The organism is Verrucomicrobiia bacterium (assembly GCA_023953615.1).
Classification (GTDB): domain Bacteria; phylum Verrucomicrobiota; class Verrucomicrobiia; order Limisphaerales; family JADLHS01; genus JADLHS01.
Genome location: JAMLJH010000001.1, coordinates 1778191 through 1800296 on the forward strand (window position 1 = coordinate 1778191; position 22106 = coordinate 1800296).

The following is a 22106-nucleotide window of genomic DNA, read 5'->3' on the forward strand; positions in this document are numbered from 1 at the left end:
TAATAATAATTGCTCTTGACGGTCTGCGGAGTTGCTGCTGGAATCACCCCAGCTTCAAGCCATAACGCGCGCTGGTTCTGGGCGGGCCAAATGCTTGGGGTGAAAAATCAAACTTAATCCACTAAAACCATGAAACTTCGCCAAATGATTCGTGTTCTTAGGTGGCCTGGTCGGCTCGGCGCCGGCTTGGTCGCATCTATTTATCTCTTGGGCCAGTCCGTTATTGGCCAAACTATTCCCAATCCCAGCTTTGAGGCTGACACCTTTACTATTTTTCCCGGTTATACCAGCGACAATGGGCCGATTACGGGTTGGGTGGGCAGTCCTGCGGAGCGAGTGGGATTAAATCCAGCGAGTGGCAGTCCATTTGCCAACAACGGAACGATTCCCGATGGCAGTAACGTGGCATTCATCCAGTCCAACGCCACCGATCCGAGCACCCCAACGAAGCTCAGCACGACCATTAGCGGTCTGAGCGCCGGCACGACTTACAAGGTGACCTTTCGTGCCAATGGCCGGGTTCGGACTGCCGATGTGCCGCGCTTAAAGGTTTATGTTGACCAGATTTCAGTTTTACTGCCGGGATTACCAGGATCCTGGCCGGATGGGTTTGCCCCGGGAACAGTGGGCGGGGCCGCTGGTTATTGGTATGTTGCGTTCGAGTTTACGGCCAATGCCGCAACTGCGGAACTCTCGCTTGTAAACGATGCTAACGGCGACCACACCGTGGTGGTTGACGATTTTAAGATTGCTCCCAGCACCCAGCGCTGGTCGGTTGAGGCGTGGAACTCGGACGGCGATTCGGGAATAGATCCGGATTATGTTTACACGCACGCTTACAGCTTTGGCAGCAGTGAAGACACAACCGTTAATGATGTCAATTTTACCGGGGTGGGTGGGGCAAATCCTGCGGTGGCAGGACAATTTTCCACCACCTTGCTGGGGAATGTCTATAACGGTGATGATAACGGACCGAGGTGGGCCGGTGGTGGCGGAGAGATATTGGGCCGTGATTTTTTGTATAGCAGTGCGGTCGCCGCTGGTTCTTATGAAAGTATTACCCTCGAGGGGCTCTCACCGGGAACAGAGTATCTCCTGAGCGTTTTTTCGGTGGGCTGGGAGAATGCTTCCGAAACGGCCCGTTGGGCGACGTGCAGCATGGGCGATGATTATCTGACGTTCAACCAGGACCAATTTGGTAACGATGTGGGCATCCGGCTTTCCTATCGCTACACGGCTGATGCCAGCGGTAGTGCGACGTTTCGAATTGCTCCCTTCCAGGCGGATAACGTGAGTATTCACATCTATGGTTTTGCGAATCGCGAAACGACGCCGCGTCCGGCGGCCCCGAAGATTACTGCGCATCCGAAGAGCACGATCGTTTCTCCAGGTCTTACTGTGGGCTTCAAAGTCACGGCTTCGGCGGTGCCTTTGCCGACTTACCAATGGCGTTGGAATGGGAACAATCTTCCCGGGGAAATCAACAATACCTTGGTGGTGAATTCGGTTTCTGCCGCCAACGCCGGACTCTATGATGTGGTGGTGGCAAACTCGGTTGGCTCAGTCACCAGTCAGGTAGCCCGACTGACGGTGGGCGCGATTAACATCATTAATCCAAGTTTTGAAGAGGATGAGTTTTATATTTGGCCGGGTTACCTTCGTAATCCTAGCTTTGGTGAAAATGCTTCATCAATCATCGGCTGGAATTCGCTCGACGATCACGGCATTAACCCTGTGCGGCCACCAGATGGGCGTAGTCCCTTCGGAGATAACGGAGCCATTCCACAGGGAAGTCAGATTGCCTTCATGCAGGGGAATGGGGAACTGAGTCAAACCCTGAGCGGCTTCACGGTGGGCGGTCACTATTATGTGCATTATTATGAAAACGCTCGTTCCGAGGTCACCCGCCCCGGAATGGAGGTCAAGGTGAATGGTAATACCGTTGTGCCATTACATTCGCTGGCTCCAGTCGGTGGCAGCAATCCTTATCGAGAAGTTTCCAGCGCCATGTTTACGGCCACGGCTACGGATTTAAGTTTGGCGTTCATTAAAAGTGCTCCAGAGGCCGGAGATTGCACTGCACTGATTGACAATGTGGCGATTGTACAAGTGGCACCGGGAACACCGCCCAGCCTTAGCTCGCAGCCGCAATCCGTATCGGTGGTGCCCGGTAGCACGGTGAGTTTTAGCACCATCGCACAGGGTAGTTTGCCCTTAAGCTATCAATGGTATCATGATGGTACTGCGCTTTCCGGCGAAACGAACCCAGGATTGTCAATCTCCGCTGTCGGAGTGGGTGATATAGGTGATTACACGGTAGTAGTGGCAAACAGCTCTGGATCGGTGACCAGCGTCGTGGCGGAGCTGTCCTTGGTGCAACCGATTTATTCGCTACGCAGTACCGGCATTGGCGCTAACGGTTTGCCACAGGCGAACGGGATTGTTACTCCCTTCTGGGTCTTGACGGAAAATCCAGATAGTGGTTCTGCCGATGTCTTTGTAGCCAATGATGATCAGTTCCCCATTTCAACCGGAAACTGGCTGGCCAGTAGCGCTGCGTCCAAATGGGTCGCACCCCGGGCCACGGCTGGCGATACTGATATCGCCATGGGAAATTATCGGTATCGCACCACCTTCGATCTGAGTGGTCGCGATACGAGTACCGTGGTGATCAACGGACGTTGGAGTACGGATAACGCCGGCGTAGCCGTGTATGTCAACGACCAACAAGTAAATGTGCCCTTAAGCACTGGATTCAGTGCCTGGACGGCTTTCACGATTACCAGCGCCGATGTTCCGTTCATTGCAGGAAACAACACGATGGATTTTGTGATGGCTAACATTGGAGAGGTCGGTCCATCCGGATTACGGGTTGAGTTCACCCAGACGAGCACGAAAGTGCTGCCGGGATTGCCGGTGAGCATTGTTAGCCAACCGCAAGGGGTTCAAGCGATTGAAGGTGACAATGTGGTATTGAAGGTGATTGCCAATGGTTCTTTGCCCTTCAGTTATCAGTGGCGTAAAAACGGTCAGGATCTGGTCGGAGAAACCCAGGACACCTTGACGCTGGTCGGAGTGACTGGAGCAGCCGCTGGGACTTATACGGTTCGCGTTTCGAATCCGTGGGGCGACGAGGTCAGCAGTGGGGCTTACGTTGACGTAGCTTTCCAGGTCATCCCGGGCATTTTTGGCACGGGTGTGGGCGCCAATGGAGCGTTGCTAGGTGATGGGGCGGTGGATCCGCATTACGTGCTTTCGGTCAGTGCCGATTGGAACTTCCCCGGGCCGGACGCAGTCTGCATCACGAACGTCTGGCCGATTGCGCCCGCTGGTCCGTGGCTGGCCAATGGCCCAAGCTCGCGTTGGATTGGCGCCTCTTCCAACCAACGCCAGGACATTGATCCGTTGTCTGGCAATCTGCCAGGCCTTTATACATACCAGACGACTTTTGATCTGACTGGTTACGATCTGAGCAAGGTCCGGGTGATTGGCGGGGTCGCGGCAGATAACGCGGTCAACGACGTTTTGCTCAACGGAGTCAGCACGGGAGTCACGGTGGCTGGCTTTGGTGGACTGAACAGCTTCACGTTCACTAGCGGGCTGGTGGCGGGCGAGAATACAGTTGATTTCATTCTCGAAAATGCGCTGACGGGTGGTACTGATTCCGATTCACCCAACCCGGCGGGTTTGCGGGTGGACCTGCGGGGATTGCTGGACATTCGGACCAGTCTGCCCGAAGTCACTCTCACGGTGGGAGCGAGTGGGAATAATATAACCATCTCGTGGTCCCCGGTCGGTCCTGATCAGAAATTACAATGGGCGCCGGATGTGACCGGGCCGTGGACGGAGATTCCCGGGGCCACCAGCCCATATCAGACCACGTCCACCGGAACGCAGCGTTTCTTCCGAATCGCGCAGTAACGGTTGGGCAAACGCGAACCGTAGTCAAAGGCCGGGAGCGTGCGAATGCTCCCGGCCGTTTTTGTTTCTGGTCACGGAAAGGTGTTCTTGAGAATTACGGCGGGCATATTGTTTGGGCCGTGTGACTTGTAATTTCGGGTCGCTTGAGGAAATCTAGGAAGTCGAATTCATGAAGCAGCAATTTAAGATGAAACGCTTTTCGCCACTGGCGACAAGCTTACCTGACGTCATCACCTGGCAAAAACGAGCTAGCGCCGGTAAGCCATCGCACTGGACCGCGCTCCGGATGCTTTTGATTTTTCTCGGCGTCACCGTTCCAACCGCGCTGCGCGCGGACAGCGTCGTGGTCTTCAATGAAATCATGTACCACCCGCCCACCAACGAGGCGCTGATGGAATGGGTGGAGCTGCATAATCAAATGGCGGTGAATGTGGACTTGTCCCGATGGTCATTGAGCAGCGGAATTGATTTTACGTTTCCGGAGGGCACGGTCATTCCCGGAAAAGGCTATCTGGTCGTCGCGGCGTCACCGACGGACTTGATGGCGGCGACCGGTTTGACGAACGTGCTGGGCCCGTTCAGCGGTCGCCTTTCCAACAGCGGTGAGAAATTGGAGCTGCGCAACAACAACCATCGGTTGATGGATGCGATCACGTATGGCGTGGATGGTGACTGGCCGGTTGGGCCGGATGATGCGGGAGTATCGTTGGCCAAACTTAACGAAAACGGCGCCAGCGATCAGGCTTCCAACTGGACGATGAGCACTTTGGTCGGCGGCACGCCCGGCGGGCGCAATTTCGTCACCACGCCATACGAAGTCACCAACGTCATGACGCTCCAACTGGATTCCGTCTGGAGGTACGAGGCTTCGGGAATTGATTTGGGTACGGCTTGGCGGGAAACGGATTTCGATGATGACGGTTGGGCATCGGGCGCGGGGCTTTTCAAGGCCGGAAACATCAGCGTGCCGATTGGCAATCCCGAACCGATCCCCACGCTTTTTAGCAGTGGGCTGGATGCCAATGGTGCGGGGTTACCGCCCGGTGTAACCGACCCGCACTATCAATTGACTCAATCGGCGCAGAGCACTCCACCGCCACCCGCGATTGCTGCCACGGTCATCCAAAACCATCCTGCGTGGTTGGCCAACGATCTGTCATCGAGCTGGATTGGCCCCGTGAATCCAGGCACCGAGAATGTTGCGGCGGGCAATTACAACTACCGCACCACATTTTCTCTCGCGGGCTTCGATCCCACCTCGGCCAGCCTGACGCTCAAGCTGGGCGTGGACAACCGACTGACGGGACTCCAACTGAATGGAGTATCCACCGGCATCACCTTTGAAGGCTTCGCTTCGTTAAGCGGCAATTTCAGTCTTCCGACTGGTTTTGTGGCCGGAGATAACACGCTGGATTTTCTTACGGTCAACGACGGGGACAGTCCGAATCCGGCCGGGTTGCGGGTGCAGTTGACGGGCACCGCGCGGCGGCAAATGGTCAGCAACACCCCGCTGCCGGACGAGCGAACCAGCTACTACTTTCGCACCCAATTCGTTTTGCCGGGCGCGCCACATCTATCCAGTGTCCGGCTTCGTCCGGTGGTTGCCGATGGCGCCGTGTTTTATCTGAACGGCACCGAAGTGTTGCGCTGGAATATGCCCGCCGGCCCCATCACCGCCGGGACGCTGGCCGTGTCCAATGTGCCGAATCCCACGGTGTTGGGACCATTTCAACTGTTGAACACGGCCTTGGTTGCGGGGACGAACGTATTGGCCGTGGAATTGCACTCCGCCTCCGGCAATCTTGTGGAGGCGCTGTTCGGTGCGGAATTGGAACTGACCACCACCAATCTGCTTACGCCGCCGCCCCTGCCTGTGGTGTTCAATGAATTGAGCGCTCCCACCAACGGCACGTTTTGGCTGGAGCTGATCAACTCGGGCGCCGCGCCGGTGGATCTGACGGGTTGCATTTTGTCCCTGCGTGGCAAAGGCGCTCCCGCGGATTACGTTTTCCCCGCGCAGACTTTGGCGGCGGGACAACTGTTGTCATTAACGCAAGCCACGTTGGGTTTTGCGGCGCAACCGGATCAGCGCCTTATTTTGTATCGGCCCAATGGCATCGGAGTGCTGGATGCGGTGGTGGTAAAGGAGTCGGCGCGCGCCCGCTGGCCCGACGCCACCGGACGTTGGTGGTTTCCCGCCACGTTAACTCCGGGGGCTTCAAACCATTTTGAATTTCGTGACGAGGTGGTCATCAACGAGATCATGTATCACCCGCCGATGCTGCCGCCCACGCCGCCCACTTATGCCACCAACATTCTCCTGAGCATCACCAACACTTGGAAGTATAACGCTCAAGGCTCCGATCTCGGCAGCACCTGGCGCGCGACCAGTTACAACGACAGCTCGTGGCCGGAAGGCCGGGCGTTGTTCTATAACACCAGCTCGGTTTTGCCAGCGGAGAAAAATACCGAACTGCCGCTGGTTGACGCGTTGAATCGCCGGATCATCACGTGGTATTTCCGCACTGCCTTTGTGTTCTCTGGGGGCACCAATGACGGGCAGTTGACGTTCAACTCCATCGTGGATGATGGCGCAGTATATTATCTCAACGGAGTCGAGATCCACCGGCAGAATATGCCCGCCGGATCAATCAGTTATTCGACCCTGGCCAGCGCTGGCGTGGCGACGCCCGCCTATAGCGGTCCGTTTACCGTGCCGGTTTTTAATCTGAACGTCGGTACCAACGTGCTGGCCGTGGAGGTGCATCAATTCACCACCAATCCGATTGCTGCCGACATGGCGTTTGGGGTGGAGGTCAGTAATTACGGGTTTCAATTCCCCGCGCTCCCGGCGCAAGAGGGCCCTGATTCCTGGGTGGAATTGTTCAACCGCAGCGCCAACGCCGTGGACCTCACCGGCTGGCGGTTGGATGAGGGCATTGATTTTCGGTTTGCTCCGGGGACCATCCTTCCGGGCGGCGGTTATCTGGTGGTCGCCAAGGAGGTTGGTTTCATGCAATCGAACTATCCCAACGCCACCGTGGTGGGGCCGTACACCAACAAGCTGTCGCGCAGCAGCGATTATTTGGTGTTGAAAGATGCGGCGAACAATCCAGCGGATGAAGTTCATTATTTTGATGGCGGGCGGTGGCCCGGCTCGGCCGATGGCGGGGGCAGCAGTTTGGAATTACGCGATCCCTGGGCGGATAATTCCCAACCGGAAGCCTGGGCGGCGAGCGACGAGACGGACCGCTCCCAATGGCACACCTACTCGTATCGCGGGGTGGCGCAAAACATCCTCGGTCCGACGTTGTGGAACGAATTTGTGCTCGGCTTGTTGGACGAGGGCGAGTGCCTTATTGATGATCTGCACGTCATTGAGTCGCCCGATACCGCACCAGTCGAGTTGTTGCAAAACGGTTCGTTCGAGACGGGACTGAACGCGTGGCGCGTGTTGGGCAATCACGGTGCGAGCGCCGTCATTGTGGACCCGGATAACGCGGGCAACCACGTTCTGCATCTCCGAGCCACCGGCCCCACCGGCCACATGCACAATCATCTGGAAACCACTTACGCCAGCGGAAAGTCGGTCGTGGATGGACGGCAGTATGAAATTTCCTTTCGCGCCAAATGGCTTGCGGGCAATAACCGCCTGAATACCCGGCTCTATTTTAATCGCGTCGCCAAAACCACCGCGTTGCCGACCCCTCGGTTGCGCGGCACACCCGGTGCGGTCAACTCCGCGTACACGCCGAATTTAGGACCCACTTTTGCCGCGTTCCAGCATCACCCCGTGATCCCCGCTCCGAATCAATCCGTCACGGTGACGGCGGACGTCTTTGATCCGCACGGCGTCACCAATGTCACCCTCTACTGGTCGGCCAATGGCGGCAGTTGGCAGACGGAAAACATGACTTTTACGGGTTACGCTGCGACGCCCAATTACGCCACCTATTCGGGACTGGTCCCCGGTCAGGCGGCGAACACGATGGTGCAATTCTTCGTGCAAGCCACGGACGGGTTGGGCGCGGTCACCACCTTCCCAGCCGGCGGCACCAACTCGCGCGCTTTGTATCGGGTGGATAACGGTCAGCCGCTGATGCCGCAGCTTCATCGGTTGCGCTTACTGCTGACGGCGGCGGATGTGACGCGACTACACGCCTCTACCAATGTCATGAGCAACGCCCGGACGGGGTTAACCGTGGTGTATGACGAACAGGAAGTTTTTTACGATGTCGGCATGCACCTGCAAGGCAGCGAGCGCGGTCGGGATGCTTCTTCGCGGGTGGGTTTTACGATTAGTTTTAATACGGATCATCTGTTTCGCGGCACGCAGAAGAGCTTGGTCATTGATCGCTCCGGAGGCTATTCGGGCCGGGGCGGGAAGCACGACGAGATTTTGCTCTGGCACGCGGTCAACCACGCCGGCGGCGGTTTGCTGGGCATCGAGTGCGATTTGGTGCAGGTCTTTGCGCCGCGCAGTTCGGAGGACGGCACGGGGTTGTTGCGGATGCAGGCCTTCAACAACGATTATTTTGAAAGCCAGTTCGCCAATGGCGATGACGGCCAACGCTACATGCTGGAGTTGATTTATTATCCGACCACCACGGCCAGTTCCGGCAACCCGCAATCACCCAAACTGCCGCAGCCCGATGACGTGTTGAATGTGGATTATCAGGACTGGGGCAACGACCAGGAGAATTACCGCTGGATTTTCAGTCAGGAAAATCATTCCGATCTCGATGATTACCGTCAAATCATCGCGCTCAACCAGGCGTTCAGTTTGAGCGGCGCGGCATTTGAAAATCAAATGCGGCAACTGACCGACGCGGATGAATGGATGCGCACGCTGGCGTTCAAGGCGCTGAACGGCGATGGGGATACGTTCACGGCCGGATTGAACCACAACTGGAAGACGTATTTTCGCCCCGAGGATGGCAAAGCGTTGGGACTGCTCTGGGACATGGATTTTGCGTACTCTCAGGACGTTTCGGCGGGATTCCCGGGGAGTGGTTCCTCGAATACCCGCCGCTTTATCCTGCTGCCGGATAACTACCGGCGTTACTACAACCACCTGTTTGATTTGGTGACGACCACGATGAACGCGGCGCATCTCGGGCCATGGGCCACGCACTACGCGGGCTTGCTGGGACAAAACTGGAGCAGCGCCGTGACGTATCTCCAGCAGCGCGGCAACTACGTTTTAAGCTTCATGCCCACGGCGGTGTCGTTTGTCATTACCAGCAACGGCGGGCAGAATTTCGGCACGGCCAACGAGGTCGTGACCCTGGCGGGACTCGCGCCGATAGCGGTCAAGGACATTGCCGTAAACGGCAGCGTGGGCGAATTAACCTGGACCAGCCTGACGAACTGGACGTTGACGGTTTCGCTGCCGAATTTTGTCAATCCGTTTTCCCTGCAAGGTTTGGACAATCAAGGCAACCCCTTACCCAACGCCACCGCTTCCATCACGATTACCAATCTGGGCACGCTGCCGCCCGGACCGGTGGTGATCAACGAATGGATGGCCGCCAATGCCGGCCCCGGTGGTTTCGCGGACCCGTTGGATGGGCTGTTCCAGGACTGGTTCGAACTTTACAATCCGAATACCGTTGCGGTGGATCTGTCCGGATTTTACCTCACGGATAATCTGAGCAATCCTACCAAGTGGCAAATTCCACCCAACGTGGTCATCGCGCCGCACGGCTTTCTGCTGGTCTGGGCCGATGGTGACGTCGGCCAGAATGGCCAGGGCGAAAACGGCGATTTGCACGCCAGCTTTTCCTTGAGCTTGAGCGGGGAGGCTTTGGGACTTTCCACTCCTGATTTAATCCTGCAGCACGCCGTGGTCTTTGGTCCGCAAACCCAAAACGTCAGTCAGGGATTGTACCCTGACGGCGATACCAATGCCGTGTTCTTCATGCCGGATTGGACGCCGCGCGCCAGTAACCGATTGGGCGCGCCCGCTGCGCCGCTGGTTGGTAATATCACCATTCAAGGCAATGGAACGCTCCAATTCCAATCTGGAGCCATCACCGGGCGGACTTATCGCGTGGAATACAAAGACGATTTGCAAGCGTCGTCATGGACGCCGCTGGGCGCCAATCGGACGGCCACCAATTCGGTGCTTACCATCACCGATCTGCTGGGCGAAGCTCCCCAACGCTTCTACCGGCTGGTTTTGCTGCCATAAGTTCAGCGGTCACTGATGGCATTGCCCGGAGTAACTCGCTCCCGGTTCGCGGTGAGCAGCTTGAATAAAATTGGGAATAAGATAGGCTTGCGTTTGCTTGCGGGATTAGTCAGGCTGGCGTCAACAATTCGTCACCATGGCCAAACCAATTCGAGTAACGCTATCCTCGCAACCGTTACAAGCGGAGCCGCTGCCGCGTTGTCGGCGTCCGCAAACTAAAACGGGCTTCACCCTCATCGAGCTGCTGGTAGTGATTGCGATTATCGCCATCCTGGCGGCGATGCTGTTGCCGGCGCTCGGTCGCGCGAAGCTGAAAGCGCAAGCGGCGATCTGTCTCAGCAACGTCAAGCAGCTTAACGTGGGTTGGGCTTTGTACATCGGCGATTACAATGACGTCATGCCGCCCAATTGGTTGAACGATTCGCGGGCATGGATTGATGGGACCGTCGGTAGTGTTTATCAGTTGCCGGGGGCCACCAATCTTCTCGCGATCCGTCGTGGCCTGCTCTTTCCTTACAATCCCAACGTGGGAGTTTACCGCTGTCCCAGCGCCAAAGGCGGTCCGGTGTTGCCGCCGGCACCGGCCAACATGCGGGCTGTGCAATTGGTGCGGCACTACTCACTCGAAGGCCGGATGGGCGGCGCGGATCAGGGCACCGCCGCGAAGTATGGGGTCAGCGATACCAGTTGGGTGCTCGGTACGACCTTTCCGCAGTACAAAAAGTTATCCGAGGTTAAGCGACCGTCGCCAGCGGAGGCCATGACGTTCATTGATGAAAGCATCGAGACATTGGACGACGGTTATTTTGCGGTCAACGCCACGGATCGCGTCAATCAATGGCAAAATTCGCCGACGGTTCGGCATGGTAAGGCGGGGGTGTTGGGATTTGCCGATGGCCACAGTGAGAATTGGAAATGGCGGGCGCTGGCGCGAGACAATGTGCTGGACGCGCCGTTGATTCAAGCGGGCGTCAATACCGAGGTGGATTTGCGCCGGTTGCAACGCGCGGTTTTCCAGCGGTAAAGGGCGCTGCTCATGACGCGGGAATCCACCGAGGGCAGCGCGGCGGCCTCAGTGATCGAGATCGAAGTTGAGTGAACCCAAGCGGTTTGAGTTGTTCAAAACAGTCCATGAAAACCGGCGTCAAACGAGCTTTTACGCTTATCGAACTGTTGGTGGTGATTGCCATCATCGCCATCCTCGCCGCCATGCTCATGCCCGCTTTGGCCAAAGCCAAGGCCAAGGCCAAAGGTGTGCGGTGCGTGTCCAACATGAAAAATTGGGGTTTGGCGACCGTGATGTATCTGGGCGATAACGAGGATCGGCTGCCGCCTTTTGGCGATTTATCCTCGGACTACACCAAGGATTTTTGGCACATGAAACTGGCCCCCTACGTGGCGCGGCGGGTTCAGCAGGGAGTCCAGTTTGGTCAAACCGATGTTTTCACCAACGAACTGCGTCAATGCCCCGGAGGCAGCTACGCCGCGCCGGAGTATTATCGAGGCGCATGGGATGGCAAGACTTGGAATTGCTGGATCGGCGCCAACTTCGGAGCGTTCGGCGATCCGTTGAGCGGCCCGTTTTATTATACCGATACCCGTCCGTCCTTGAAGGCCACGCGAGTCAAGAAAGCTTCCGACGCCATGATGTTCATGGAAACCATCACGCACTATGTCTATTCGCCGGTGCATAGCGGCTATCGCTTTTCATTGGATTTGGATGGCGATGGCCGCCGCGACACCATGCCGCAGTATCCTGACGTGCCGTACAATTATGGCCGGCCCCGAGTTCATGATAACGGAGCGAACGTCACCCTGCTGGATGGGCACGTGGAACGCGTGGCTTTTGCCAAACTGTGGGCAACGGACGCTTCCGGCAAAGTGCTCCACTCCTTTTGGTACCTGGAAGATTGACGCGCCCCGGATCAGGAACGATCCACAGGCTCGCCCCACTTGATTTCCCGCGAAACTTCTCGTCCGTCGGGCGCACGAAATTAAACCGGTTCGAGTACTTCTGCTCCCAGTTCCACCGCTGCCGCCTGATTGATGAAGTCCAGGCGCAGAAAGATCCGGCGTGGACCGGAGCGCGCTTCGATCAGCCCTTCGATGCCTTGCAACGGGCCGGATCGGATTCGCACCCGTGTGCCCACCGTGAGGTTGGGGGCCAGGTGAACCTCCAGTCCGGAAGCCAGGGCGGTGAGGATTTCCTGTAGTTGTTTCTCGAAGGTGGCTTGATCGAAAATGTCCAACAGATTGGCGACGTGATCATTTTGTCGCACCAAGGCGGTTTGCGTGGGTTGCAGTTGTAAAAAGACGTAACCGGGGAAGAGTGGCTTTTGAAAAACCACCGTCTTGCCCCGATACCGGTGCGGAGAATTGTAGCATGGCAGCGTGGCCTGAAGTTCGTGTTGCGCGCAAAATTCGACCAGTTTTTTTTCTCGTCGTGGCCGCGTGTGGGCCGCATACCAAAGTAATTCCGACATGCCCGGAGGATTATCAGCGCTCACGAGAAGTCAATCCGAAGAAATGTCCGCCGCGCAATTTGGCGATGACGCGTCGCGACGGCTATGGAGTTTCGTAAACGCGGAAAAAAGGCCTGAGGTCGGCGGAAATGTTCGTGAAAATTGCCAGTGGCATCGCGACCAAATTCGTGCGGACACCACTCCGATCGTCCGATTGGCCGAAGCCCTCAGTCCCACAAAATATCCGATGTCAGCCCGCCGACCTCAGAAAGAAACTGCTCGTTTTCGGTTTGCGGCGCGGCGAGCTCGATTTCGGTGGACCGATGGCGGTTACGGTAATGCTGCCGTTTCCACCGGTGAAGTTGTCGGAGCAAGTAAGGTTGCCGCCTCGCTGGAACCCTTTGCCGAAGACATCGCCTTCATCGAGTAAAACCACCACAGCCATTTCATCACCAGTCGAGAGACGCTACCGTGGCCCGACAGTAATATCGAGATCCAACCGCCAGTACTGCTCAAACGAGCCATGACAACCTTTTGTTGCATATACGACGAAACTTCGTCGCAACTTCAGGACATGCCATGCTTCATCAAGAACAACGCAGCGTCGTAGAACCGGTAAACCCAAACCCCCTTCCTTCCGCATCAAATGTCTTCCGGCTCCGGAAACATTTAATTTGAGTCAATTCGGTCCAGCTTTCGCGGTGCAAAAAATGTTTCCCTTGGCGCGTGGACGAAGTACAGTTTGCGCCATGTCTGAAGTCCATCACGGAGCAGGCGTTGGTTTTTCCCGCCGCCAGTTTCTGCACACTGCCGCGTTGGCGGGAGCGGGGGCACTCCTGACCCGCGTTGGCGGGACCGCCCGTGCCGCCGAAACGGTGACGCTTCCGTTCGTGAATGGCGAACGCGAACTGGTTCGCTACCCGCAAAAGCGTCCGTTGATCCGGCTGACCGCCCGGCCTCCGCAGTTGGAAACGCCGTTTGCCGTTTTCAACGAAGGTTTGCTCACGCCCAACGATGCCTTTTTCGTGCGTTATCATCTCGCCGAAATTCCCACCGAGATTGACCCCCAAACCTTCCGACTCGAAGTCAAGGGGCAGGTCAAGCAACCGCTCACGCTTTCACTGACGGATTTGCAAACGCAGTTCGAGCCGGTGGAGATTGTTGCGGTCAATCAATGTTCCGGCAACAGCCGCGGCTTCTTCAAACCGCGCGTTGGCGGTGGGCAACTGGGTCATGGGGCCATGGGGAACGCCCGGTGGAAAGGCGCGCGCCTCAAAGAAGTGCTCGCCAAAGCGGGCGTCGCGGCCGGCGCCAAGCAAGTGGTCTTCAACGGCCTGGATCGGGCGGTATTGGAAGCCACACCGGATTTCCAAAAGGCGCTGGACGTGGATCAAGCGCTGGATGAAGACGTGCTGCTCGCTTACGCGATGAATGGCGCCGATTTACCGATGTTGAATGGTTATCCCCTGCGGTTGATTGTGCCCGGCCACTACGGCACCTATTGGGTCAAGCACCTCAATGAAATCACGGTGGTGGATGAAACCTTCAAAAGCTTTTGGATGAATCCGGCTTATTTGATCCCGGACAATGCCGGTGCGTGCGTGGCGCCGGGGACGACGCCCACGCGGACCCGGCCCATCGGACGCTTCAATATCCGCTCCTTCATCACGAGCCTGGCCGAGGCGGATGTAATCCGCAACGGGCATCCGCTCACCGTGCGTGGCATCGCCTTTGATGGCGGTTACGGTCTCCAGGAGGTTCTATTTTCGGAAGACGACGGTCACTCGTGGCGGGCCGCCGAGTTGGGTCAGGATTTGGGCAAATACTCGTTCCGCGAATGGACCATCCCCTTCACGCCGCGCCGGACCGGAGACTTTGCGCTGCGCGTGAAAGCCACGAACCGCATTGGTGAATCGCAACCGCTCGAGCCGTTGTGGAATCCGGCCGGTTACATGCGCAACGTCGTGGAAACCGTTCACATTAAAGCCGCCTGATCTCATGGTGCGAATCCTTCTCTTTGCGGCGGCCATTTTGATTGGCGTGTTTTTGGCGGGCGGCGGTAATCCACCCAATGCCCCGTTAAAAATTCAACTGCCGCCGGAAACCAGCGCTTTCAAACAAGCCACCGGTGCGGCACTGGTCAATGGGCAGTGCCTGGTTTGTCACTCGGTCGAATACGTGACTTCGCAACCGCCGCTGCCGCGCACGTTCTGGAGCGCAGCCGTTAAAAAGATGGTGGATAAATACGGCGCAAACGTGCCGCCGGATCAGATCGAGCCGATTGTGGATTATCTATACCACAACTACGGCGACACCCCGGCAACGGGCACGCCGTCACCGGTAGCGCCGCCTTCACCCACTCCCGATGCGTCTTCCGACCCCGCGCAACTCGGCACGAAATACGGTTGTCTGGCCTGTCACCAGCCCACGGTGAAAGTTATTGGACCGAGCTACCGCGAAGTCGCGCAAAAGTATCAGGCTGATTCCGAGGCCGCGCACAAGATTGCGCAACAGATTCGCCAGGGCGGTTCGGGCAAGTGGGGTTCAATCATCATGCCGCCGTTTCCGCAAATCAGCGACGGCGAGGTCAAGGTGCTGGCGAACTGGATTCTCAATCAGAAGTAGGCGACCGCCGGGCGGGGCCGCAAAATTGAGCGTTGCTCAATCCGTCGGCTTCCACGCGTTGATGGCGGCGCGGATTTTTTCCACACCTGCATTTACCGTCCATTCACCAGTCAGCAATTCCACTTCCGGTCGCAGCGGCGGTTCGTAAGGGGCGGAGATGCCGGTGAACTCCAGCAGCTCTCCGGCCCGGGCGCGGGCGTAAAGTCCCTTGGGATCGCGTTGCTCGCAAACGGCCAGCGGCGCGTTGATGTAAACCTCGATGAATCGTCCCGGCGGCGCGGCGGCACGAGCGCGATCCCGGTCCCGGCGGTAGGGTGAAATCAGCGCCACCACGCAGATCAAACCCGCATCGGCAAACAGCCGCGCCACTTCGCCAACCCGGCGGATGTTTTCCTGTCGGTCCGCCGCCGCGAATCCCAGGTCCGAACACAGGCCGCGTCGCAACGCATCACCATCCAGGACGCAAACCGCGCGATTTTCCGCGCGCAGCACCGCGGCCAACGCACGGGCTGTGGTGGTTTTTCCCGCGCCACTCAAGCCGGTCAGCCACACCACGCCGCCGAGCGAATCCAGCCGTGGCCCCGCCGGTGCGCGCTCAATTGCTGAAGTCGTTGACGGCTTCATCTTGCAAATTTTTCAGGCGCTCGCGGGCAATCGTGGTCAGCGGCGTGACGGCCGGCGCATTGGAGAGCACCGCGTGGTAGTAGCGGAGGATGGCGTTGGTGTCGCGTTGTCGCCAGGCGATTGAGCCCAGGCCGAACAACGCGGACTGACTCGTGTCCGCGTTTTTCAGCAGGGCTTGATAATCCTTTTCAGCATTTTCAAACAAACCGGATTCCACCGCGGCGCCGGCCCGCAGCCAGCGCGCCGTGTGGTTGTCGGGCGCCAATTCCAACGCCCGGGTCAGGGTATTGCGCGCCGCCGTAAAATCCTTGGCCCGCAATTCGGCCCGACCTTTCTTGACGAAGCTCTCCGCGTTTTGCGGATCCAGTTCGGTCAGTCGCGCACTCCATTTCAACCCGGCGGTAACGTCGCCGAACGTCTCGCAGAGATTGACGGCTTCACCAACCACTTCAAGGGTCTGTTGGTGGCGCGTCGTAAAGTGTTCGATAAAATCCAGCGCGGCGTTGGTTTGACCCAAACCCCACAAGGCGGCAGCTTGCGCGCTCAGCAAGCGTGCCTGAAAGCGCGGCGACAAGGTGCTTTCCTGCGTCAATAATTCGGCGCTCAAGGCGTTGGCGTTGGTAAACCGGCCCAGCACATTCAAGGTTTGCGCGGCTTCCAGGCGCGGCGCCAGCCAGTCTGGAGCGAGGATCATGCTGCGGTTGAAACATTCCCAGGCCTGTTGCACGCAACCGCCGTTCAGGTACGTGAACCCCGAGAAACACAAAAACACGGGCGCGTCCACCGGCCCGTTCCGACCGATCACGTCGGGCCAGGATTGGTATTGCGACATTAATCGCGGAAAGGTCTGCTGCGCCCAGGCCATGGTCAGCCGGTTTGATACCTCATTGCCGCCGGGTTCGTTAGCGGCCAGATTGATTTTCGCCGCCAAGTTGTTGGGAGCTAATTCCAACGCGCGCTCGAACCAAACCGTGGCCGCGGCCGGCGTCTCGCCCCGACGCAACTCCACCCCGTGTTGGTTCAGTGTCTTGCCATAAAAATTTCCCAACAATGTCACCGTCTCGTTCGTTGGGATAGTCAGATAAAGCGCTTTCCAAAACGGGGTGTTCCAGCGTCCGACCTGTTGTCGGTGCGATTCAAATTGCCGACTGCGCCGCGCCAGACCTTGCTCCCAGCGCTCCTCCCAGCGTTCTTGCTGGCGTTGCATCGTCTCGGCCGACGGGGCGATGACCACGCCAAACTCATCCATCTGGCGCAGTTTCAGCCATTGCGTCCAACCGTGCGGTTCAGCGGTGAAAGCTTCCAAGAACAAACCGGAACTGGAATGTAAGTAAACCGCCGGCTCGTGCGCGGCAAGCGACCGGATCAATTGCGTCATTTGCACCGGGGTCAGGGAAGTCAGATTCGTCCGGGCGGCTTCCGGCCAGCGCGTCGAATAGCGGGCGGCCAACTGGGCGAGGTACGCCGGTGTGGCCAGCGTCCGCGTTTCAATCAACAGCGGCGTTTTGGATTCGTCGTGCGTGCGTAATTCGGCGCGCAGCAGCGGCAACAGCCACGGTTCATCGCTGAGCGCAATGGTGGGGCCGGCGGGAAGGTCTTCGTAAAGTTGCGCGGCGAATTCCTTCAAGCTTGATCCGTTCGCCAGCCAGATCGTGTTGAAATTGCGGGCCACCAACAGCAACGGCAGCGCGAGGCCCAGCGCCACGGCTGAAACGATCGGCCAGCGTCGGGCGCGCTTCCGTCGTGGAGTCCATTGGAACAGCAACAGATAACCGAGGCCATAACCGGCGACCAGCGCCCATGCGTATTGATAAACCAGCAGGGCGCCGTTGAGTTCGTTCTGGCCGGGCGCAAACAATGGATTCAAAGCCAGCCACAGCGCCGCCAGCATAAACAGCAGATGGATGGAATGGCCGGTGAGTTTGGTCAGAAAAATGCCCGCATGCGTGTCGTCGGCCAGTTGCACGGAATGTGAGCGCCACCGTACCGCCAACAACAGAAAGGGCAGTACCGTCGTCAACGCGAGCAGCCGCCACGCGGGCGTTGACAGAATCCGCAGAAAATTTTTCTGTCCAGCCACGTAAAAGCGCAGGGTGGGCCAGTAATCCGCACCCACGGCGGCCCGTTCGGAAATCATCCACGGCACCAGGAAATACAGGCTCCAACCCAGCAACGCGCAGCCGCTTAACCGCCAGAAAAACCGCCATTCCAGGCAATGCCCGAAACCTTTGGCCCAAATGATTGCCGCCAGGTAAACCGGCGCGTAGGCCAGCATCATCCAGTTGTCCGTCATGCCGACCGCGTAAATCAACGTGCCCCAATACAACCACTTTTCCTGCGCGTTACGGCGATATTCCAGGATGGCTCGGAACGCGAAGGCGAAGCACAGCACGCTGGCCATTTCGCCGGTGGCGGCGGTGGCGTGTTGCCAGAACGATCGTTGCAAGGCCAGGGCGGCCACCGCGAACGCGGGCGGCAACCATTTCCAGGCGCCGGGGGCGGCCACTGTGTCGGCGAGCCTTGAGCGCATCGGGTTCGGCACGACGGAATCATAACGCAGGATGCTGACCGAACGAGCCAGTTGCACCAGGACCAACGCCGCGCTTCCCGCCGTGAATAGATTCAACGCCAGCGGCAGCCACCGCGCCGGCAACCAGCGGAATACCGCGCAGATCAGCCAGCCCAACGGACGACCAAGCTCCGGCTGTTCGGTCCAGCCCGCCCACCGTGCGACCAATCCCAAACTCGTATTGGTGAGCCAACTGTTGAGCGTGAGGAGAAACAGCAGAGCGGCCGCGCCGCCCAAACCCCAAAGCCAACGCGCGGAGACGGCGTCGCTTTCAGTGGACTGACGGTTGGTTACGGTCATTAAACGCTGTCATTATACGAACAATACGCAGCGGATTGGCAAGCCGACAGTCACGCTGTCATGGCGGCGGCGGCGATTTGGGTTGGGACAACTCGCGTCCGCGCAGCCAGGCAAAGATGACGGGCGTCACAATCAAAATATGCAACAAGCTGCTGATCATGCCGCCGATCACCGGTGCGGCCAGTGGTTTCATCACTTCCGCGCCCTGCCGGTGACTCCACATGATCGGCAGCAAACTTGCCACAATGGTCGCCACGGTCATCACTTTCGGACGCAAGCGCAGTCGCGCGCCGTCCTTGACCGCGCGGACCAGATCCGCGGCATTGAAGGCGGCGCCGCGTTCTTTTCGTCGTTTTTCCAACATCTCCTCCAGATACACCACCATCACCACGCCAGTTTGAACGGCCGTGCCAAACAGCGCAATGTAACCGACCCACACCGCGCCGTTGAAGTTGTAGCCCATCAACTTTTGCAGAAACACCCCGCCGCTCAACGCAAACGGCACCGCCAATAGTACGTGCGCCGCTTCCGCCGCGCGGTGATAAATCTGATACAGCAGCAGGAAAATGATCAGCAACACCGCCGGAAAAACGAGTCGCATCGTCTGCGCGAACCGGCGTTGGTTTTCGTATTCGCCGGCCAACTGATACGTCATGCCGCTCCAGTTCAACGTCCGTAGCGCCGCTTCCACATCGCGCACGAAACCACCGAGGTCGCGGTCTTGAACGTTCGCCTGCACATAAGCGCGCAGTTGTCCGTTCTCGCTGGCAATCTCGTTCGCGCCGATTGCCCGGGTGATGGAGGCCACCATTGCCAGCGGAATGTAACCTGGCTCATCCCGCTCACTCGAAACGGTTGCCCTGCCACCAGCCGGGACTGCCGCGCGATTGTTGTTTTCGGAATGAGTGGCGATGAGCAATCGCCCAATCTTTTCCAGATCATCGCGTTCGCCGCGTTCCAGGCGCACCTGGATCGGATAGCGCTCGCGGCCGGCGATGACCACGCTTACGTCTTTGCCGCCCAGCCCCACCTCGACGGCATCCAGCACGTCGCGCGCGCTCAATCCGTAGCGCGCCATGGCCCGGCGATCCACTTTCACGTTGAGATACGGTTTGCCCTGATCGCGCGAGGGCGAAACGCCGGTGGCGCCGGGAATTTTCCGCATGACGGCTTCCACCTCGTACGCTTTACGCTGCAACGCCTCCAGGTTGTCGCCATAAATTTTCACGCCGACCTGCGCGCGAATCCCGGTGTACAGCATGAGGATGCGGCTCTCGATCGGTTGCAGCAACGCGGGCACGTAACCCGGCACGATCCGCAGTTGCTCGGTCAATTCCGCCTTGAGCTGTTCGAGGGTCATGCCTTCGCGCCAGGCAGGATTGCGCACAACGCGGGGTAGTTTGATAAAGCCCAGCACCGTGCGGTTGGTGGAAATCCATTCCGGCTTCAACGTGATGGTGGTTTCCAACATCTCGGTGGGCGCGGGATCGGTGGGCGTCTCGAAGCGCCCGAGCTTGCCCGCCACCATTTCGATTTCCGGGATTTTCGCCAGCATCTCGTCCTGCCACGACATGACCCGTTGAATTTCGGAGAATCCGGTTTTGGGCAGCAGCACCGGCATGGACAGCAATCCGCCCTCGTTCAACGACGGCATGAATTCCTTGCCGAAACCCTGCGCCCAGTTTGCGGTGCGCGTCCAACCCGCCTGCCGCCAGCGCGCGGTCCATCCCGACGGCAAACCGAACGCCACCACCAGGGCCGCGGCCAACACCAAGGCCGCCACCGCAATGACGGTTTTGCGAAAGCGCAACGCCCAATCCAACACCGGATCGTACATTTTCAGCAGTAACCGCATGAAGAGGTTGCGGTCCTCGGAATGAAACGGACCGCGCACCAGCAGGCTGCACAAGACGGGGACCAACGTCACCGCCAACAGCGTCGAACCGATCATCGCAAAGGTTTTGGTCCAGGCCAGCGGATGAAACAGCTTGCCTTCGCGCCCCGTCAGCGCGAACACCGGCACGAAGGCCAGAATGATGATGGCCATCGCAAAGAAGATGGGCCGCCCAACCTGCTGACAGGCCGTCAGCGTTACGCTCCAGCGTTCATTCGCCGTCAACGCGCGACCTCGTTCCGCTTCGCCCCGTTCGCATTGGCGGATCACATTTTCCGTCACCACGATGGCGGCGTCCACCAGCACGCCGATGGCAATCGCAATCCCGGTGAGCGACATGATGTTGCTGGTGATGCCCAATTCCCGCATCAACAGAAACGAAATCAGAATGGAAATGGGCAGCGGCAGGGTGACGATGAAAATGCTGCGGAAATGCCACAGGAAAATAATGTGCGCCAGGGTGACGAGGAGAATTTCCTCGACGAGCGCGTGTTTCAGCGTGTCCAGGGTGCGATCAATCAACGTGCTGCGATCGTAAAAGGAGCGGATGGAAACGCCCGGCGGCAAACTCGACGCCAGGTCCGCGATCCGTTCCTTCACCCGTTGAATCACCGCTTTGGCGTTCTCGCCAGTGCGCATGATGACCGTGCCGCCCACCGCCTCGGCACCGTTGATGTCCAGCGCGCCGCGCCGAAACGCCCCGCCGATTTGAATGGTGGCCACGTCGCGCAAATAGATCGGCGTGCCATTCACGCTCTTGATGGCGGTCAGCTCGAGGTCGTCGGGACTGGTGATCAAGCCGATGCCGCGCAGCACAAATTCCGCGCCGTTTTCCTCAAGCGCTTTGCCGCCGACGTTCAGATTGGCGTCCTGCACGGCGCGCAGAACTTCCCCGAGCGAAACGCCCGCCGCGCGCATTTTTGTGCTGCTTAATTCAACCTGGTATTGCTTGACGAAGCCGCCGATGCTCGCGACTTCCGCCACGCCCGGCACGCTGGCGAGTTGATAACGCACCTGCCAATCCTGCACGGCGCGCAACTGACCCAGATCGTACCCGCCACCCGGCGCCTGAGCCGGGTCCACGTGCAGATAGTATTGATAAATCCAACCTAGTCCGGTCGCATCTGGACCAAGTTGCGGTTGCACACCCGCCGGCAGGTTCGCCTGCAAATAATTCAACCGCTCCAACACGCGTGTCCGCGCGAAGTAGGCATCCACGTCCTCATCGAAAATGATGGTGACCAGCGAGAAGCCGAACATGGAAGTGGCGCGCACGTCTTTGACGCCGGACAATCCCTGCAACCCCGTCGTCAGGGGAAAAGTCACCTGATCCTCCACCTCCTGCGGACTGCGCCCCGCCCAATCCGCATAGACGAGCACTTGATTTTCCGTGAGATCAGGAATCGCGTCCACCGGCGTGCGATACATCGCGCGTCCGCCCAACGCGATGATCAGCAGCGTGGCGCTAAGGACCAGAAACCGGTTCTTCAGGCTCCATTCGATGAGGCGATGAATCAT

General features: G+C 58.4%; 11 protein-coding genes. 7 read left to right on the forward strand and 4 right to left on the reverse strand.

Annotation, left to right across the window (positions count from 1 at the left end; genetic code table 11):
* Positions 1-129 precede the first annotated feature (129 nt).
* The 4 genes from M9920_07545 (at position 130) to M9920_07560 (ending at position 12028) form a co-directional block, all read left to right on the forward strand.
* A complete protein-coding gene (locus M9920_07545; GenBank protein ID MCO5052140.1) occupies positions 130-3921 on the forward strand; it encodes an immunoglobulin domain-containing protein in 3792 nt (1263 codons plus the stop codon).
* A 286-nt stretch (positions 3922-4207) separates the two neighbouring features.
* On the forward strand, positions 4208-10114 hold the full coding sequence (locus M9920_07550; protein ID MCO5052141.1) for a lamin tail domain-containing protein: 5907 nt from the start codon (positions 4208-4210) through the stop codon (positions 10112-10114).
* 136 nt (positions 10115-10250) lie between these two features.
* A complete protein-coding gene (locus M9920_07555; protein MCO5052142.1) occupies positions 10251-11138 on the forward strand; it encodes a prepilin-type N-terminal cleavage/methylation domain-containing protein in 888 nt (295 codons plus the stop codon).
* Positions 11139-11245: 107 nt separating this feature from the next.
* Positions 11246-12028, forward strand: coding sequence for a prepilin-type N-terminal cleavage/methylation domain-containing protein (locus M9920_07560; protein ID MCO5052143.1), 783 nt, complete (start codon positions 11246-11248; stop codon positions 12026-12028).
* An 80-nt stretch (positions 12029-12108) separates the two neighbouring features.
* On the opposite strand, the gene M9920_07565 is transcribed toward M9920_07560, so the two are convergent.
* On the reverse strand, positions 12109-12597 hold the full coding sequence (locus M9920_07565) for an antitermination protein NusG (GenBank protein MCO5052144.1): 489 nt from the start codon (positions 12595-12597) through the stop codon (positions 12109-12111).
* Between the two features lie 43 nt (positions 12598-12640).
* Here M9920_07565 and M9920_07570 point away from each other — a divergent pair, with 43 nt between their 5' ends.
* From M9920_07570 to M9920_07580, 3 genes are all read left to right on the forward strand, one after another.
* Positions 12641-13006: a hypothetical protein gene (locus tag M9920_07570; protein MCO5052145.1), complete on the forward strand. Its 366-nt coding sequence runs from the start codon at positions 12641-12643 to the stop codon at positions 13004-13006.
* A 319-nt stretch (positions 13007-13325) separates the two neighbouring features.
* Complete coding sequence (locus tag M9920_07575; GenBank protein MCO5052146.1) at positions 13326-14570, forward strand: molybdopterin-dependent oxidoreductase; 1245 nt, start codon at positions 13326-13328, stop codon at positions 14568-14570.
* A 4-nt stretch (positions 14571-14574) separates the two neighbouring features.
* A complete protein-coding gene (locus tag M9920_07580) occupies positions 14575-15201 on the forward strand; it encodes a c-type cytochrome (protein ID MCO5052147.1) in 627 nt (208 codons plus the stop codon).
* Between the two features lie 36 nt (positions 15202-15237).
* Here the strand turns inward: M9920_07580 and cysC are convergent, their stop codons facing one another.
* The 3 genes from cysC to M9920_07595 are packed head-to-tail and all read right to left on the reverse strand — an operon-like array spanning position 15238 to position 22106.
* The gene (cysC, locus tag M9920_07585; GenBank protein MCO5052148.1) at positions 15238-15825 is read right to left on the reverse strand and encodes an adenylyl-sulfate kinase; all 588 of its coding nucleotides are present in this window, start codon (positions 15823-15825) and stop codon (positions 15238-15240) included.
* Positions 15797-18694 (reverse strand): tetratricopeptide repeat protein, encoded by a 2898-nt coding sequence (locus M9920_07590; GenBank protein MCO5052149.1) that lies wholly within the window; start codon positions 18692-18694, stop codon positions 15797-15799. The genes cysC and M9920_07590 overlap by 29 nt, the downstream gene beginning before the upstream one ends.
* 58 nt (positions 18695-18752) lie before the next feature.
* Entirely contained in the window at positions 18753-22106 is a 3354-nt protein-coding gene (locus M9920_07595) for an efflux RND transporter permease subunit (GenBank protein MCO5052150.1), read from the reverse strand.